The 15,262-nt window shown below is 59.3% G+C and carries 14 protein-coding genes; 6 read left to right on the top strand and 8 right to left on the bottom strand.

Going from position 1 to position 15,262, the window contains the following annotated elements; translation table 11 throughout:
- Positions 1-136 precede the first annotated feature (136 nt).
- Both W02_RS00340 and W02_RS00335 read left to right on the top strand, forming a co-directional pair.
- Positions 137-994, top strand: a complete 858-nt coding sequence (locus W02_RS00340; RefSeq protein ID WP_173043686.1) for a transglycosylase SLT domain-containing protein — start codon at positions 137-139, stop codon at positions 992-994.
- Positions 995-1,037: 43 nt separating this feature from the next.
- Positions 1,038-1,211: a hypothetical protein gene (locus tag W02_RS00335; RefSeq protein WP_173043683.1), complete on the top strand. Its 174-nt coding sequence runs from the start codon at positions 1,038-1,040 to the stop codon at positions 1,209-1,211.
- A 2-nt stretch (positions 1,212-1,213) separates the two neighbouring features.
- Here W02_RS00335 and W02_RS00330 read toward each other — a convergent pair whose 3' ends face one another.
- Complete coding sequence (locus tag W02_RS00330) at positions 1,214-1,816, bottom strand: DUF2238 domain-containing protein (RefSeq protein ID WP_232068608.1); 603 nt, start codon at positions 1,814-1,816, stop codon at positions 1,214-1,216.
- Between the two features lie 34 nt (positions 1,817-1,850).
- Positions 1,851-2,492: a DUF2238 domain-containing protein gene (locus W02_RS00325; RefSeq protein ID WP_173043680.1), complete on the bottom strand. Its 642-nt coding sequence runs from the start codon at positions 2,490-2,492 to the stop codon at positions 1,851-1,853.
- A 155-nt stretch (positions 2,493-2,647) separates the two neighbouring features.
- On the opposite strand from W02_RS00325, the gene W02_RS00320 reads away from it, so the two are divergent.
- Positions 2,648-3,541, top strand: coding sequence for a phosphorylase (locus W02_RS00320; RefSeq protein WP_173043678.1), 894 nt, complete (start codon positions 2,648-2,650; stop codon positions 3,539-3,541).
- A gap of 205 nt (positions 3,542-3,746) precedes the next feature.
- Positions 3,747-4,706: a tetratricopeptide repeat protein gene (locus W02_RS00315; protein WP_173043676.1), complete on the top strand. Its 960-nt coding sequence runs from the start codon at positions 3,747-3,749 to the stop codon at positions 4,704-4,706.
- 64 nt (positions 4,707-4,770) lie between these two features.
- Here W02_RS00315 and W02_RS00310 read toward each other — a convergent pair whose 3' ends face one another.
- Together W02_RS00310 and W02_RS00305 are read right to left on the bottom strand one after the other, a co-directional pair.
- A complete protein-coding gene (locus W02_RS00310) occupies positions 4,771-6,237 on the bottom strand; it encodes an MFS transporter (RefSeq protein WP_173043674.1) in 1,467 nt (488 codons plus the stop codon).
- A 59-nt stretch (positions 6,238-6,296) separates the two neighbouring features.
- Positions 6,297-7,529 carry a TCR/Tet family MFS transporter gene (locus W02_RS00305; RefSeq protein WP_232068607.1) on the bottom strand — a complete coding sequence of 411 codons (1,233 nt, stop codon included), beginning with the start codon at positions 7,527-7,529 and terminating at the stop codon, positions 6,297-6,299.
- Positions 7,530-7,709: 180 nt separating this feature from the next.
- Here W02_RS00305 and W02_RS00300 point away from each other — a divergent pair, with 180 nt between their 5' ends.
- Positions 7,710-8,993, top strand: coding sequence for a hypothetical protein (locus W02_RS00300; protein ID WP_173043672.1), 1,284 nt, complete (start codon positions 7,710-7,712; stop codon positions 8,991-8,993).
- Between the two features lie 55 nt (positions 8,994-9,048).
- Here the strand turns inward: W02_RS00300 and W02_RS00295 are convergent, their stop codons facing one another.
- The 4 genes from W02_RS00295 to W02_RS00280 form a co-directional block, all read right to left on the bottom strand.
- Positions 9,049-9,423 (bottom strand): PleD family two-component system response regulator, encoded by a 375-nt coding sequence (locus W02_RS00295; protein WP_173043669.1) that lies wholly within the window; start codon positions 9,421-9,423, stop codon positions 9,049-9,051.
- A 484-nt stretch (positions 9,424-9,907) separates the two neighbouring features.
- A complete protein-coding gene (locus W02_RS00290) occupies positions 9,908-11,647 on the bottom strand; it encodes a DEAD/DEAH box helicase (protein WP_173043667.1) in 1,740 nt (579 codons plus the stop codon).
- A gap of 24 nt (positions 11,648-11,671) precedes the next feature.
- A complete protein-coding gene (locus W02_RS00285; RefSeq protein WP_197742094.1) occupies positions 11,672-12,352 on the bottom strand; it encodes an inorganic pyrophosphatase in 681 nt (226 codons plus the stop codon).
- 108 nt (positions 12,353-12,460) lie between these two features.
- A complete protein-coding gene (locus tag W02_RS00280; RefSeq protein ID WP_173043665.1) occupies positions 12,461-12,658 on the bottom strand; it encodes a hypothetical protein in 198 nt (65 codons plus the stop codon).
- A 61-nt stretch (positions 12,659-12,719) separates the two neighbouring features.
- Between W02_RS00280 and hrpB the strand changes: the two genes are divergently transcribed.
- Complete coding sequence (gene hrpB / locus W02_RS00275) at positions 12,720-15,233, top strand: ATP-dependent helicase HrpB (protein WP_173043663.1); 2,514 nt, start codon at positions 12,720-12,722, stop codon at positions 15,231-15,233.
- The last annotated feature ends 29 nt before the right edge of the window (positions 15,234-15,262 follow it).

Here is a 15,262-nt window from a genome sequence, read left to right as displayed (position 1 = left end):
CTTGATAAGAAAATGGTGCGGGATGCAATACATTCCGCCCATCCTGAACGAGCGCCGTGACAAAGTTCAACAGAAATTTCACTACGGAATGCTTCAACGGATCGGACACGAAGCGTTTGCGCTATAGTGTATGGTCATGGCCCCCAGATTGCTGAGTCGAGCTGAACGATCCAGACGACAGCAGCGCGGACGCCGCATCACGGGGAGATCCATCTGGCGTTTTGTCCGACTCTGGCTCCAGGCTCTTAGAACATCGCTGGCCTCGGCCCCGGTCTCCATTCGATGGCTCTCTGCAGGTCTGATCATTCTCTTCGTCTGGTTGACAGTCAACTGGACCTACCATGCGATAAACAAACCGACGGAAATGTTGTTTCCGTTGGATCGCGCATTGGACAAGAGCCCGTCGCAGACGTGGCGGGAATACGGATCACTGTTCCGCAAGCATTCGACCAAAACAATCCCACCGGAACTGCTTGCCGCGCTGGCACAGGTCGAAGGCGACGGCAACCCGGTCGCTCGGACGTACTGGCGGTGGCGCCCGGCCTGGAATCCCTTCACGGTCTATCAACCGGCGTCAAGTGCGGTCGGGATGTATCAGATTACCGATGCGGCCTTTCAAGAGGGCAAGCGCTACTGTGTCCATAACCACGTCGTCGTCGAAGACGGCCCGTGGCACGATATGCAGTCGTGCTGGTTCAACAGCCTGTATACACGCGTATTGCCGAGCCATGCCATCGAACTGACGTCGGCATTGCTGGACCGTGGAGTGGCCGGAGCCTTGCGCCATCGGCGTTTGGCCCCTGCCACCCCGCCTCACAAGCACGATCTGGCAACCGTAATCCATCTCTGCGGACCGTCAATCGGAAACAGCTATGCGGCTCGCGGATTCAGGCTTGGACCGAACCAGCAGTGCGGGAGTCATGACGTCGCGAAGTATTTGCAACGTGTCAACGACATGAAACGCCAATTCGCGAAACTGGCCGCGGCGTCTTGACAAGGCGGATGCATAAGGGAGCATCGCATGGTAGGGTAAAACTATGAACACATCCGATGCGATTCTGGCCGTACCGCGTCCGAACCCCGATCCGGATCCCGGTCCCATACCCCCGGCACCGGATCCGTTTCCGCCCCCGCAGCCTCCGTTGCCGGACCCCCAGCCGATGCCTCCGACACCGCCTGTGCGGCCTCCGATTCCTCAACTATTCGGGTAGATTTACCGATCTCGTTTGCCCGCCGTCTTGCTCCGCCCACCCGCTACAGACAGAACGCTCATAGTCACCATGGCGCCGAGCAGCGCAGACAACATATCCATTTGCGCATCCCATTCATCCCCCTGCATACCCAGATACGCCGTGCCCAGTTCGGGACTCACGATCTTCGCCACGATCGCCTCAATAACTTCAAAGAGCCCGCCCTGCGCTAACATCCCGCTGACCGGCAGATAGAATGCCCAGAAGCCTCCGATCCCGGCGAGCCGCACAAGCACTTCCCTGAACGGATAGACGAGGAATAGCCCATAGGAAAAATGTACGAGCCTGTCGAACGGGTTTCGGCTCAAACCGAACGTGTCCTTCAACCAGAACCCGAACGGCACCTCAGCATACGTATAGTGCGCTCCGACTGCGTGAAGCGTGAGAAACACCGTGATCAGTACATATGACGGCGTGGAAAATTGAAACCACCGGTAGGTGACGGCCAGCGCCGCAATGGCGGTGAGAGCCAGAATATTTTCTAGCAGCCAGTCACGGCGGTCGACCGGCTCGATCGCCAACGCCGTCCAGGCGACGGCGTACCAGACCGCAAGTGCGAGAAGCACCCGGGGCTTCTTCAACGCGCGCCCATCACGAGGTTCACTGCGGCGAATCGGCAAGCGCTTGGGTCTGCCGCCTGAGCGGTCCCCACCCAAAGCGGATGAGCAGCAGAAGAGCCATACAGGCAAGCGATCCGTACAACGCCGATGCCATATCCTTCTGCGCGTCCCAGATATCTCCCTGAGAGCCGAGATACGTCATACCCAATTCTGGATGCACGGAGCTTGCAACCCAGGCTTCGATGATTTCCCACAGGCCGCTCAATCCAAGAATCGTCATCACAGGCAGATAATAGAGAAGCCAGCCACGCAGTGAACCCGTCAGACGGAACAATTCCTCGATGGGATAGGTCAAAAGAAATCCGAAGCAGAAATGGACGAGGCGATCGTAATGGTTCCGTCCAGGAAGAACCTGCTCGAGCCATACACCCGCCGGGACTTGGGCATAGGTATAATGGACGCCGACTGCGTGCAACGTCAGAAACAACGTGATCAACACGTACGAAGCCGTCGAGAATCGGATCCGCCGATGCGTGACGGCCAAAATCAGCACCAGAACGGCCGGCAGGATGCTCGCCATGACCCAGAATTGGCGATCCACCGGCTCATACGCCACCCAAAATGAAAGGGCCACGTACCAAACCATCAGACCGGCCAACAGCACATTTCCGCGCAACGCCATACAAGCCTCCGAATACGCGAGAGAAAGCTGAACCGCTTCATCGAACAGCGAAATACACTTTACCGGCCGGTGTCACTCCTTGCAACCGTATCAGACCGTTCGGCAGGTGAATTTTCCTCTTTCCTTGTTCACGGCAATCCCGCTAATCTATAGGGATGGACGGTCACGACCGCTTGCTCGAATCCGGCCGGCTTTGGCCTTCGCTCGTTGCGCGCTCGGCCGATGCTTCCCGCAAGGGAGCGCTGCAATCTATTCCAACGAAAACGGAAGTGATCGAGCAGGCAGGCGTCTCGTTCGTCGTGCGGGTCATGACGGATCATGTCGGAGCGAAGTCCGACCACACGACCCGCCAATCTTCACACCCGATGACAATGCCGGACCCTGATCTCTTCGTGGCAGAACTGTCACCGACGCATGTCGCCTTTCTCAATAAGGTCAGCCTGGTTGCACATCAAGTCGTGATTGCCACGCGCTCCTTTGAGGCGCATGAGTCACCGCTTACGCACAGGGACTGTGAGGCGCTGCTGATTGCATTAGCAGAAATCGATGGTCTGATTTTTTACGATGCCGGATCGGCGGCAGGCACGGCGGGCCGGCACAAGCATCTCCAGCTTATTCCACTTCCGGCTTCAACCGGGCCGCGGCTGCCGATCGAAACGCTCTTTCATTCGCTGCGAATTCCGGGAGAAATAGGTCTGGTCCCCACGCTGCCGTTTCTCCACGCCTATGCACCGGTCGAAAGCGATTGGCTGGACCCGGAGAAAAAGGCCGGCGCGACGTTGCTCGCCTGCTACCGGGCGTTGCTGCGGGCGGTCGGTTTCCCGATGCGGCCGGGGAATTCCGACACTGTGGCGCCGTACAATCTGCTCATGACCAGACGCTGGCTTTTGCTGGTGCCACGATCTCAGGACTATTTCGAGGGCATTCCGATCAATGCACTCAGTTTCGCCGGTGAAATGTTCGTACGCGACACGGATCAACTGGAGTTGCTGCGGAAGCACGGTCCGATGACCGCGCTTCAGTTTGCGGCACTTCCGCACATGTCCTGACGGGACGCTCATGAGATTCCAGCAGAAACTCTGGATGGTCGGTTCGCTACTGATCACGGTTCTCCTCAGCGCGGCTCTGCCAAGCTGCCTTCCCCGAAACCCGCCGAATCAGCCCCCCGTGCCCGTTGCACCGTCAGGTCCGCGCTGAGTCTTGATCCGACGCTCCGGTCTTGATTCGCCCTTCTGACAAGATCATTCTGGCAACATGAAAACCACGGTCCTGTTGTTAGCGTTGGCATCCTTCACATACGCAACTCCGGCCTCGCCGGCATTCCCGGCTGCGCAGCCGGTGTCTTCGGCCAATACCCTGACCGGCGACGAACTGCTCCGGATCGGCGAGGTCCACGAACACCAGCATCATTTCCGAGAAACCCTCACGTATTATCAACTGGCACTCAAGACTTATCTGGGGAAAAAGCAGTTCCGCGGCGCAGCGAACGCGCGGGTCAAAATCGCACACGTCTACGAACGTCAGGGTCGGCCACAAGATGCCTACACCGAACTGCAAGTCGCGCTGCCCGTCCTCGCTGCGGCTTCCGACCGACGTGCGCATGCCCAGGCGCTGCTTCTGACCGGACGCGTCGCCGCGAGACTGGGAAAGTCCGATGCCGCCCGCACTTCGTTGACCCAGGCCATGGCCCTCTTCGACCGAACCAAGGACTTCGGCGGCGCCATTGACGCCTCAATAGACCTCGGATTGTTGCAGACCGGCAATGGATCTTCAGATGAAGGTCTCACCCTTCTTGAAAAAACCGTACAGCGCGCGCGGACCAGTGGCGATCGAACCAGAGAACTCGCGGCGGTGGCGGCATTGGGTAATGCCTATGCATTGGTGGAGCGGCCGGACGAGGCACGATCGATGTACGAGGCGGGGCTGCACCTCGCTCAGGCAGAGCGAAGCATGCCCCTCGAGGGCGTGCTGACATTGAGGCTTGCGCATCTGTACGGTGAAGGTGGCCGACTGGAGGACGCAATCCGCACCGCCCATCAGGCCGTCTTCCTCGCCCAGAATCTTCGTGACCCGGCTATGGAAGCGGCAGCCCAGTCGATGCTTGCCGCGCTCTACCGGGATGCTGGACGAGAGACGGAAGCCGAGGAGTCGGAACTTCGTGCAATCGCCATCTATCGCCAGCGCCAGATGCATGTGCACGGAGCCGGACGATAGTTGCGGTTGTCCGAATCACTGCTCGAGTTCATCCAACCGGAAGGACCGGCTTGGTGATTTGCACTTATGACGCGGACGCGACCTTTTGTTCCCTCTCCGATCGAGTCGAGAGGGGCGCTGCAATGGACTCCAAGGACTTTCCTTCCGCGTTGATCCCAAGAAAGACTTCCACAATAGCGCCGACGATCATCAGGCCCGCGCCTAAGAGATAGCCGTAAAAGATGCTTTCAGCCGACGTCTCGATCATCTTGCCATACAGCCACGGAGCCAGAATGCCTGCTCCCTGCGCGACGACGAAAAACACGGCGATAGCCATCGCGCGGATCTCCATTGGAAAGATTTCACTCACAGTCAGATAGGCCGCGCTCGCGCCTGCGGACGCGAAGAAGAAAATTGCAGACCACGCCATCGTCTGGCTGATGGACGTAAAGGCTCCCTGCAAGAACAGATACCCCGTTAACGCAAGCAGACACCCGGCGATGGCATAAGTGGAACTGATCATGATTTTCCTCCCGACGCTGTCGAAGAAACGGCCGAGCAGCAACGGGCCCAGAAAATTCCCGAGTGCGAACGGCAAGACATAGTATCCGATGTGGCTAATCGGCACCTCGTAAAATTTGGTCAGCACAAAGGGATAGGTGAAGGAAATCGCGTTATACATGAACGACTGCGTGGTCAAGAGCGCAACTCCCAGCACGGTGCGCAATGGATACTGCTTCAATAGCTCACGGGCCACGGTCGCGATCGTAACCGGCGGACGTTCGTGGACGGTAATCGTCCCCTCTGCATCCGGCAATGAGCGCAACGCTTCTTCACGCGCAATTTGCCGTTCGATCGAACCGACGACCTCCTCCGCTTCCTTCACCCGCCCATGCGTCATGAGCCAGCGCGGGCTCTCTGGAATAAACCGCCGGACGAGGACGATCGCCACTCCCAAGATCGCTCCCAGACCAAAGCAGAGTCGCCAGCCCAACTGCACCGAAATGATCTCCGGATTCAGCAGCAGCACCGTGAGCATCGCTCCCCAGGCGCTGCCGATCCACCAACTGCCATTGATGACCAGGTTGGTCTGTCCCCGCCAACGTGCCGGAATCAATTCGTCGATGGCAGAATTGATGGCCGCGTATTCGCCTCCGATTCCTGCGCCGGTCAGAAATCTGAACAGCATGAAACTCCAGAGATCCCATGAGAACGCCGTGAGCACTGTGGCCGTCAGGTACAGGGCCAGTGTGATCATGAACCACTTCTTCCTCCCCTCCTTGTCGGTAAGGTAGGAAAACACAACGGCACCTGCTACGGAGCCGGCCAAATAGGCAGAGGCCGTCAGGCCGACTTCGGATTCGCTCAGGTGCAGGGTGTCGGCGTGCGTGAGGATCGGCCCGAGCGCCGCGACGATCGACACTTCGAGGCCATCCAGAATCCAGGTGATGCCGAGCGCGATCACGACCAGCCGATGCCATCGGGACCAGGGCAGGCGGTCCATCCGTTGAGGAATGTTCGTGAGAATAGGAGCCGGCAAGGCGGTTGACATTGGACATCGTAACACCCACGGGCGAACTTACGGGGAGAATTCTCTGGAGGATTGGCGGTTCACATCGCACGAGGTCTTGTCGCACGCCAGGCGATCGCCATGGCCGCCAACAGCAGCATCGATGCGAGAAGAAACGGCGCGCCTGGCAGCTGCCACTCGGATTCCGGAGCGATGAAGCGAGCGAACGTTTGAGTGAATATCGTCGGGCCGATAAGCCCGGCGATGCCCATGAGACTGCCGATGGCGCCTTGCAACTGTCCCTGCTCTTGATGACTCACGTGCCGGGTCATGAGTGATTGCGCGGACGGACCGGTCAGTCCCCAGAACGCCATTACCGGGATTCCGAAACAATAGACGAAGCCGTTCGGCGCAAAACCGTAGATGCAAAATCCTACCGCGCCACAAAGGAGGCCTACGGCGAGGGCCCGGCGCTCTCCCAACCTTGCGGTGATCGGCTTGACGAGCGCGCCCTGAACGATCATCGCCCCCACGCCGACAGCGGCCATCGTGAGACCGACCGTCGTCGCGCCCCACCCGTACCGGTACCCGAGATACAGCACCGTGACGCTGGGCAGGACGACATGGGCAAGACTCGTCAGAAAGTTCGCCGTGGCCAACCCAAACAGCTCGTGATGAGATCGCAAGAGAATAAGCGAGCCGACCGGGTTCGCCCGCTTCCACGAGAACGGCATTCGCTTCTCGGGAGCCAGGGATTCCGGCAACACGAAGTATCCGTAGCAGGCATTGAGAAGGCTCGTGATCCCTGCACCCCAAAACGGTAGGCGAGGATCCGATGCGCCAAGCAGCCCGCCGATAGCCGGTCCGAGAACAAAACCCAATCCGAACGCCACCCCAATTTTTCCGAATGCCGCGGCACGGTCGTTGACCGACGTGACATCCGCTATGTACGCGCCGGCGGTGCTGAAACTGGACGATGCGATGCCGGATATCACCCTTCCCGCGAACAGCCAGGCGAGATTCGGTGCCAGAGCCATGACCATGTAATCGATCCCGAGTCCGACATTGGACAACAGAATGATCGGCCGCCGGCCGAACCGATCAGAGAGTGCACCCTGGATCGGCGAGCAGATGAACTGCATGATCGCCCACGCCGTACCCATGAGCCCGTAGATCTCGGCAGCCTGTCTCGTATCACCCGATGTGAATTCTTCGACCAGCGTGGGTAATACCGGGATGATGATGCCGAACGACAGCATGTCCAGCATGATCGTGACAAAAATGAAGAAGACTGCGGCCCGGCGCGGCGTCGGGGTAGGTAGTGGATTATTCACGCTCGCATCCTAACAGGCAGCTTCGAGGACCCGCATCAGAAAAACACCGTAAGGTGGCTTGAAACTGGCTCCATTCGCTGCCCGCCGCACTCCGCTTCTGACGTGGCAGCCATGGGATAACCGGCGGAGCCTGTGGTAGGATGTCCTTACCGACGACAAAAGGCCTGAGCGCGGAGGGCCATGATGAATCCTCGAGGACAAGTTCCATTATCCATCGGGTTCATCTTGGCGATCTTTCTGTCTGACGTCGCGACCCGTACCTCTCTCGCAGCCAACACAATCTACGTCTACACGGACGACAGCGGGACAAGAACCTACACGACTGAATTGCATTCGGTTCCGGAGCGCTACCGCAGCCAACTCGTCGAGCTCGATTTCGGATCTCCGGCGTCGGTCTCTCCACCTCCTTCTCCTCTTTCTCCGACTGCGCATCCTCCATTGCCTGGTGACGTAAGGATTGTCCAAGCCGAAGGGGAATTCCGGATGGGTGACTACGACACGCGGGCGGACGGGATCACGCTGGCGGTAGAAGCTGCCAAACGACAGGCATTGGAACAAGTAGCCACGTATCTGGAACGCATCACCGAAGTCAAAAACATGGACGTGACGAGAGATGATATCCGAAGCTTTACGGCAGGAGTGGTCACTGTGCTGGATCAGGAAATCAGGACGATCGTAGAAGGCGATACGATCGTCATCCGTGCGGACCTCACCGCGGAGATCGATGCCGACGAAGTGAGCCGGGCGATTGCCGCGCTCCGAGCGAATGAAGATGCGAGGACGGAATTGACGGCGCTCCAGGCGGAAACGGACACCTTGCACCGGCAGCTCGACGCCGCCAATCTGGCTCTTGCCGCCGTTCAATCGCCCGAGGAAGCCGAACTGCTCAATCAGCAGCGCCAGGACACGATCAACCAATTACAAGGCAATGCGTTCATCGCCCAAGCCTGGACCAATTGGGCCTATGCGGGTCCTGGCGTCTATACCTATCCATGGTATGGAGTCCGATCGGTCCGAGGCCTTCTGCTCCAAGCCGGGAGATTCCATCCAGTCAGTCCCCGCCTTCATCGCCTGCGGGAAATCGCCGCTCTCCATTCGTCCCCTCCGCAAATCTCCTCACCGCTCGCGGGACAATCTCGAGGGTCGCTCCTTCTGCCTCCGCGCATCGTTGCACCGCCCTTTGCCGGAGGAGTTCAGGAATCACCAGGGTTCAAGCAAAACTGGCCGAACACTCAGGCGCCGAACCGATGGTCTTCTTTTACCCGGCCGCCGCTTCCAGGTAGGCCTTTGGCTGCACCACGCAGCGTTCAACCTGCTATTCCGCACATGCCGGCGCAGGGTAACTTTCTTCGCCCGGGTCAGATGGGAAGGTCTCGTTCAGGGCTCGCGCCATCGGGTAGTCACACGACGAGAGGCGGACGTTCAGGCGGAGGCGGACGTTCAGGCGGAGGCGGACGCCGATAGCGGAACCCCCACCGGTTACTCTCACGGAAGTTGATATTACCGGACGTGCCTTCCGTCACTTCTTACCGTCGATCGCCTGGTGGACTGCGGCGATCAACTCTTCAGCTTTCACCGGTTTTCTGAGAAAGGCCGCCGCGCCGTGCTCGAGCGCTTTTTGCTCGGCGATCCGGGGGTCCTGCACGGTCACAATGATCACCGGAATGGCCGATAAGAAGCGGTTCCCCTTCAATCGTTCCAGCACGACGAACCCATCTCCTCCCGGCAATCCCAAATCCAACAGGATCGCCTGAGGCTGATGTTTTCTTGCTTCGCTCATGGCTTGAATGCCATCGGCGGCCCACACCGGTTGAAAGTGATGGTTCCGCAAAATCGTGCTGAGTAACTGCCAGCTGTCGAGCGCATCATCCACAACTAGAATTTTAGATTGCACGAGTCACTCCTCTTTCACGGTTGCACAGGACATCAGGCTCCCCGGTGGGGGTGCCTCTCCAAGATACCTGCGGGATTCCGCTTACGAAAGAGGTGGAGGACGGGACGAGAAATCCGAGACTGATAGATTGAAGAAAGGCACGGAAGCACTGCCCGAATAGGCAGCCGGAGTCGAGTGATGAGTGGAAAGAGTCTGCCCGACCAGCAGACCGTCCGGGACGACCAGACCGTCCGAATTCTTGTTGGGATCAGATTCCTCACCGTCAATCCACGCCGGTTGATGAAGAAGCACCGCTGCGTGTTGTGGCGTGTTGAAGGCAGTCAGGTCGAGACAGAAAGCGGCCGCACACAGGACAATGATCCATGTACCGCAGCACGTCAGTGTTCCTTTACAAGGATCTGACCGCATGCGGCCATTCTAGGAATACATGCTAAAAAACGCAAGAATCGTCAAGCGGCGCCTGACATACCGCGGTAAACAATACCTACTCTCGAAAGAGCCGCACGGTGACTTTACGGCCCTTGATTCGAGCACGAGCCAGGACTTCGATAATGCCCCGCGCAGCGGTTTCAGGTACGTCCACAATAGAAAACCGTTCCTCGATTTCGATCGCCCCGATCATTTGGGAATTGACCTTGGCCTCATTCGCAATTGCGCCGACCAAATCGCCTGGTCTAATGCCGGCGTCCCGCCCCGCTCCAATATAGATGCGTGCCGTTCCGGTCTGCCGCTCGGAGGATCTCCCTCTCGAAGTCCGATCATCGTACCGTGCGGCGTGCGATCGATCGGCAGGATGCCGAACGTAACGACCGGATGAATGATGGGCATCCGGCGGTCTGATCGGCATGGCAGGGATGTCTTCTTCGGCGCGCGCTCCGCCCTGTGCCCTGAAAATGAGTTTGACCGCAGCCGCTGCCACTTTCACCGGATCACTGGACGCAGACAATCTCTCTATGACTGGCTCGAAAGAATCCAGGTCTCCGGCCTCCAACGACTCACGCACGGCCGTCTCGGTCCGCTGCAGACGTTTCGCCCGCAGGTCGGTCACCGAAGGGACCGGCGAGACGGTCACTTTGGCTTTGGTGTGCTGCTCGATGCTGCGCAAGAGCCGCTGCTCACGCGGATCCAAGATGGTAATCGCGGCGCCCTCCCGCCCCGCGCGACCCGTCCGGCCGATGCGATGCACGTAGACTTCTGCGGATGATGGAAGATCGTAATTGACGACATGCGACACATGCGGGATGTCCAAGCCGCGCGCGGCGACATCGGTGGCCACCAGCAACTCGGTCTGTCCGGTGCGGAAAGCCTGCATGACCCGATCGCGCTGCGCCTGGCTCATTCCACCATGGATAGCCTCAGCTCGGTGCCCACGGCCGGTGAGCATGGCCGTCACTTCATCGACTTCCAGCCTGGTCCGGCAGAACACCAGCGCCGATTTTGGCGCGGCCATATCGATCACGCGGGCAAGCGTCGCCCCTCGATACGCTCTGGTCACGACATAGGCGGTCTGCAGAACGCGCGGAGCCGCCCCGGCCTTGACCGGTTCTTTGGCTATCGTAATTTCGACGGAATTCTTGAGATGCCGTTGAGCGATCGATTTGATCCGTGGCGGCATGGTGGCGGAAAAAAGCGCCGTCTGCTTGGCGGGCGGGGTCTGTTCGAGAATGGCATCCAAATCGTCGGCGAACCCCATATCGAGCATCTCGTCGGCTTCATCCAGCACCACAACCTGCACGTGACCCAGTTTCAACGTGTCACGGCGAATGTGATCGAGCGCGCGACCCGGGGTCGCCACAATCACGTCCACACCGCGCTTGAGGGCATGAAATTGCGGTCCAATGGCCTGACCGCCGTAGACCGCCAGCACTGAGGTGCGCAGTTCTTTCCCGTATCGTCGAACGGCCTCCGACACCTGGATCGCCAATTCACGCGTCGGGACGAGCACAAGCGCCGAAGGGCGATGCTTTGCTCCCGCATGCGCGATCCGCTGCAGCAGTGGAAGGGCAAAGGCGGCGGTCTTACCGGTTCCGGTTGCCGCTTGACCGAGAAGGTTGCGGCCGGCCAGGAGCGGCGGAATCGCCTCACGCTGAATCGGCGTGGGTTCTTCGTACCCCAGCGACTCCAGCGTCGTCAGCAACGAGGCCTCCAGGCCCAGGGCGGCGAAGCCGGGGGAAAACCCCGTGGCGGTGTGGGAAGCAGGCGGATGGGTCGCGTCGGATTTCATGGGCGTCTCATCATCCCTTTTCGTTTAAGACTTCATTTTGGGCCAAAGCGACTCGAGTTCCGGAAATTTTTCCCGGTAATCGTGATGGCTGGTGCGGATCACTTTGAGCGCTTCATCCCGTCCGTAGACACTGGTGATTTCCACCTTATGCTGAACCGCCCCGGGCGCTTGCTTGTAGGTCAGGAAGTAATGCTGGAGACGATCGATCACGGAAATTGGGCAGTCGCTGATATCCTGGAAATCCCCGTACGCGGCATCGTCCTTCATGACCGCGATGATCTTGTCATCGGCCTCGCCGCCGTCCGCCATGCTGAATCCTCCGATGGGAATCGCCGTGAGGAGAATATCGCTGTGTGGAATCGTCTTTTCCGTCAACACGCAGATGTCGAGCGGATCTCCATCCCCGACCATCCCCTTGCGTTTGGCCCGCTTCGAAAACAGCGCCGCGACGCCGGTGCCGCAATAGGTCTGCGGCACCAAACCGTAATACACCGGACAGAAATTGGAAAAGCGTTGCGGCCGATCCACCTTGAGGAAGCCGCTGTCTTTATCCACTTCGTACTTCACCGTATCGGTCGGAACGATCTCGATGTACGCGGTCACCACGTCCGGTGCGTTCTCACCAATCGACACCCCATGCCAGGGGTGCGCCTTGAACATCAAACTCATCAACCGCTGGATCGGATCTCCACCCGTTCGTCCCATTCGCTATGCCTCCTTCGCGATCATCTCTCCACTCTATTTCGCCTGCGCCGGCTGCCATCTATGAACCTCTGTATCTCTCATCCGGACAAATGCGCAGCCCAAGCCCTGTCATTCCCTTGGTTCGGCAATCGGTCCCGCCCACTCTCCCTTCGCCAGTGTCACTTCCTGGTAACCGCCGTCCGGCCATTGGAACTGACCTGCGTCGTCCACCTGCACGATGAACGGGTCGGCTTCATGCGCTTCGCCACGGAACCAATACCAGCCTGACACCGTCGGCTTTGATTTGGTCCATTGAAATTCGGTCATGCCTTTCCTTTATCGCTATGATGTCTGCTACAGTCCTCCGGGAACCGGTCGAGAACCTATCATGTCCGGACTGCCAATAGAAGATGTCCTGCCGTCGCTTGAAGCCGCATTGCAAGCCGGCGCCAATGCCGTTCTGACCGCACCGCCTGGAGCGGGTAAAACCACCCGCGTCCCCCTCGCGCTACTCGACTCGCCATGGAGGAATGGAAAAGTTCTGGTCCTGGAACCCCGTCGTCTCGCCGCACGCGCCGCTGCACAGCGCATGGCGGCCATGCTGAAGGAGCCCGTGGGCGCTTCAGTCGGCTATCGGATGCGGTTCGACACGAACGTCGGATCGCAAACCCGTATCGAGGTGGTCACCGAGGGCATTCTCACACGAATGCTTCAGCACGATCCCTCTCTGGAGGGATACGGGGCGGTCTTGTTCGATGAATTCCACGAACGAAGCCTGCAGGCGGACACGGGCCTGGCGCTCTGCATGGAAACGCAACGCCTGTTTCGGCCCGACCTCCGCCTGCTGGTGATGTCGGCCACTTTGGATTGCGGACCGATCGGCCAACTCCTCGGTCATGCCTCCGCCATTCACTGCGAAGGCCGTTTGTTTCACGTCGATATCCGATACCTCGATGGTCCCTCATCGGTTCCCACCGATCTGCTGGTCACGCAAACCATCAGGCGTTCGCTTGCAGAGGATCAGGGGAGTCTGCTGGTGTTTCTGCCCGGCATGGCGGAAATACGACAGGTGGAACGGAGACTGCGCGAATCCGCCATATCACCGACCGTGCACATCGCGCCGCTTCATGGTGACTTGCCCGTCGAAGCTCAGGATCTTGCCATCGCGCCGTCAAAACCGGGAACACGAAAAGTCGTCCTCGCAACATCGATCGCCGAGACCAGCTTGACCATCGATGGCATCCGTGTGGTCATCGACGCCGGGCGGTTGCGCGTCCCACGCTACGACCCGCGGTCGGGGCTGAGTAGACTCGCGACGATCCCTGTGACGCAGGATTCTGCAGACCAGCGTGCCGGAAGAGCCGGGCGTCTCGAGCCCGGCATTTGTTATCGGCTGTGGACCGAAAAGGAACAGGCGACCCTGTCTCGCCGGCGCCCTCCTGAAATACTTGACGCAGATCTCACGCCTCTGCTGCTTGACCTCGCGCTCTGGGGAGCCGAAGACGTGTATCAGCTTGCCTGGCTCACCCCTCCTCCCGCGGCGTCGGTCGCGCACGCGCGGGACCTTCTGACCAAATTGGGAGCGCTCGATCCCGCAGGGCACATCACCACACACGGTGCGCACATGGCCGAGTTGCCCGTCCATCCACGCTTGTCTCACATGATGCTCCGATCGATTCCAATGCAGCTTCCCCGATTGGCTTGTGAAGTGGCGGCACTGCTCGGCGAACGAGACATGCTTCGATCGTTTCCCCAGCACCGCACAGCGGACCTTCGTGCGAGATTGGACCTGCTGCATGGACGGCATGAAGTAGAATCCCGGGCTGATCGTGGAACTCTCCAGCGGATCATCCGCACCGCCGAGCTCTGGCAGCGGTACATGGCCCGAAACCTTCGCGGCCAAGGTATGGACCCGGTCGATGATACTGATCAGCTCGGCCTGCTTCTCGCGCTTGCTTATCCAGACCGCATTGCCCGAAAACAAGCAGGAGACGATCGGCGCTACGTCCTAGCCAACGGACGCGGCGCGATGTTCGCCCATCCCGATCCGCTCTCGACGGAACCATACCTGGTCATCGCCGCTCTCGACGCCGGAACCGACTGGGCCCGAATCGATTTGGCCGCTCCGATTTCCCTCCCTGACATAGAATCGCTCTACGGCAGCGAGATCGTCGAACGCGAAGAGGTCATGTACGATGAACGGGCCGGAGCCGTGCGGGCATCGAAACAACGCAGGCTGGGTATGCTGGTGCTGTCCGAGCAGGCATTGTCCCAGCCTGATTCATCGCTGATCACGACGGCTCTCTTGGACGCTGTCCGCCGTGAGGGGATCGCTGCACTCGATTGGACAACAGAACTCAAGCAGTGGCGGGCTCGCGTCCAATTTTTGCGGCGAGTCAAGGGAGCGGGGGCGGACTGGCCTGATTTATCCGATGAAGCTCTGTTGCAAACTCTGTACGAATGGCTGGCCCCTTATCTGGACGGAATCACGACGCTCGACCGCGTCAAACGACTCGATCTCTCTCCGGCCCTGCACGGACTGATGGATTGGGAACAGCGGCGGCGCCTGGACCAGTTGGCTCCCACCCATATCACGGTTCCAAGCGGATCGAGCATTCGTCTCGACTACGAAACCACGGACCTCCCGGTCCTGCCGGTTCGATTACAGGAGATGTTCGGATGCAGGGAAACACCCCGCATTGCGGGCGGAGAAATCCCAGTCGTTCTGCACCTGTTATCACCGGCCAAGAGGCCGGTCCAAGTCACGAAGGATCTTGCGAGTTTCTGGCGCCACACCTATCAAGAGGTCAGAAAGGAATTGCGAGGCCGGTATCCAAAACATCACTGGCCTGAAGATCCGCTGGTCGCTCAACCGACGGCCAAAACCAAGCGGCGCTCCTAACTCCCACCTTTGCGGGATAGACCTCCTCC

The organism is Nitrospira sp. KM1 (genome assembly GCF_011405515.1).
Taxonomy (GTDB): Bacteria; Nitrospirota; Nitrospiria; order Nitrospirales; family Nitrospiraceae; genus Nitrospira_C.
The sequence above is the reverse complement of the archived record's forward strand: the minus strand, read 5'-3'. Positions and strand labels throughout refer to the sequence as shown.

Bases quoted from the DNA above. Each gene is read 5' to 3' on its own strand.
- W02_RS00280 (WP_173043665.1), bottom strand. From the start codon at position 12,658: ATGACCGAATTTCAATGGACCAAATCAAAGCCGACGGTGTCAGGCTGG.
- W02_RS00335 (WP_173043683.1), top strand. From the start codon at position 1,038: ATGAACACATCCGATGCGATTCTGGCCGTACCGCGTCCGAACCCCGAT.
- W02_RS00315 (WP_173043676.1), top strand. From the start codon at position 3,747: ATGAAAACCACGGTCCTGTTGTTAGCGTTGGCATCCTTCACATACGCA.
- hrpB (WP_173043663.1), top strand. From the start codon at position 12,720: ATGTCCGGACTGCCAATAGAAGATGTCCTGCCGTCGCTTGAAGCCGCA.
- W02_RS00290 (WP_173043667.1), bottom strand. From the start codon at position 11,647: ATGAAATCCGACGCGACCCATCCGCCTGCTTCCCACACCGCCACGGGG.
- W02_RS00325 (WP_173043680.1), bottom strand. From the start codon at position 2,492: ATGGCGTTGCGCGGAAATGTGCTGTTGGCCGGTCTGATGGTTTGGTAC.
- W02_RS00300 (WP_173043672.1), top strand. From the start codon at position 7,710: ATGATGAATCCTCGAGGACAAGTTCCATTATCCATCGGGTTCATCTTG.
- W02_RS00310 (WP_173043674.1), bottom strand. From the start codon at position 6,237: ATGTCAACCGCCTTGCCGGCTCCTATTCTCACGAACATTCCTCAACGG.
- W02_RS00340 (WP_173043686.1), top strand. From the start codon at position 137: ATGGCCCCCAGATTGCTGAGTCGAGCTGAACGATCCAGACGACAGCAG.
- W02_RS00320 (WP_173043678.1), top strand. From the start codon at position 2,648: ATGGACGGTCACGACCGCTTGCTCGAATCCGGCCGGCTTTGGCCTTCG.
- W02_RS00285 (WP_197742094.1), bottom strand. From the start codon at position 12,352: ATGGGACGAACGGGTGGAGATCCGATCCAGCGGTTGATGAGTTTGATG.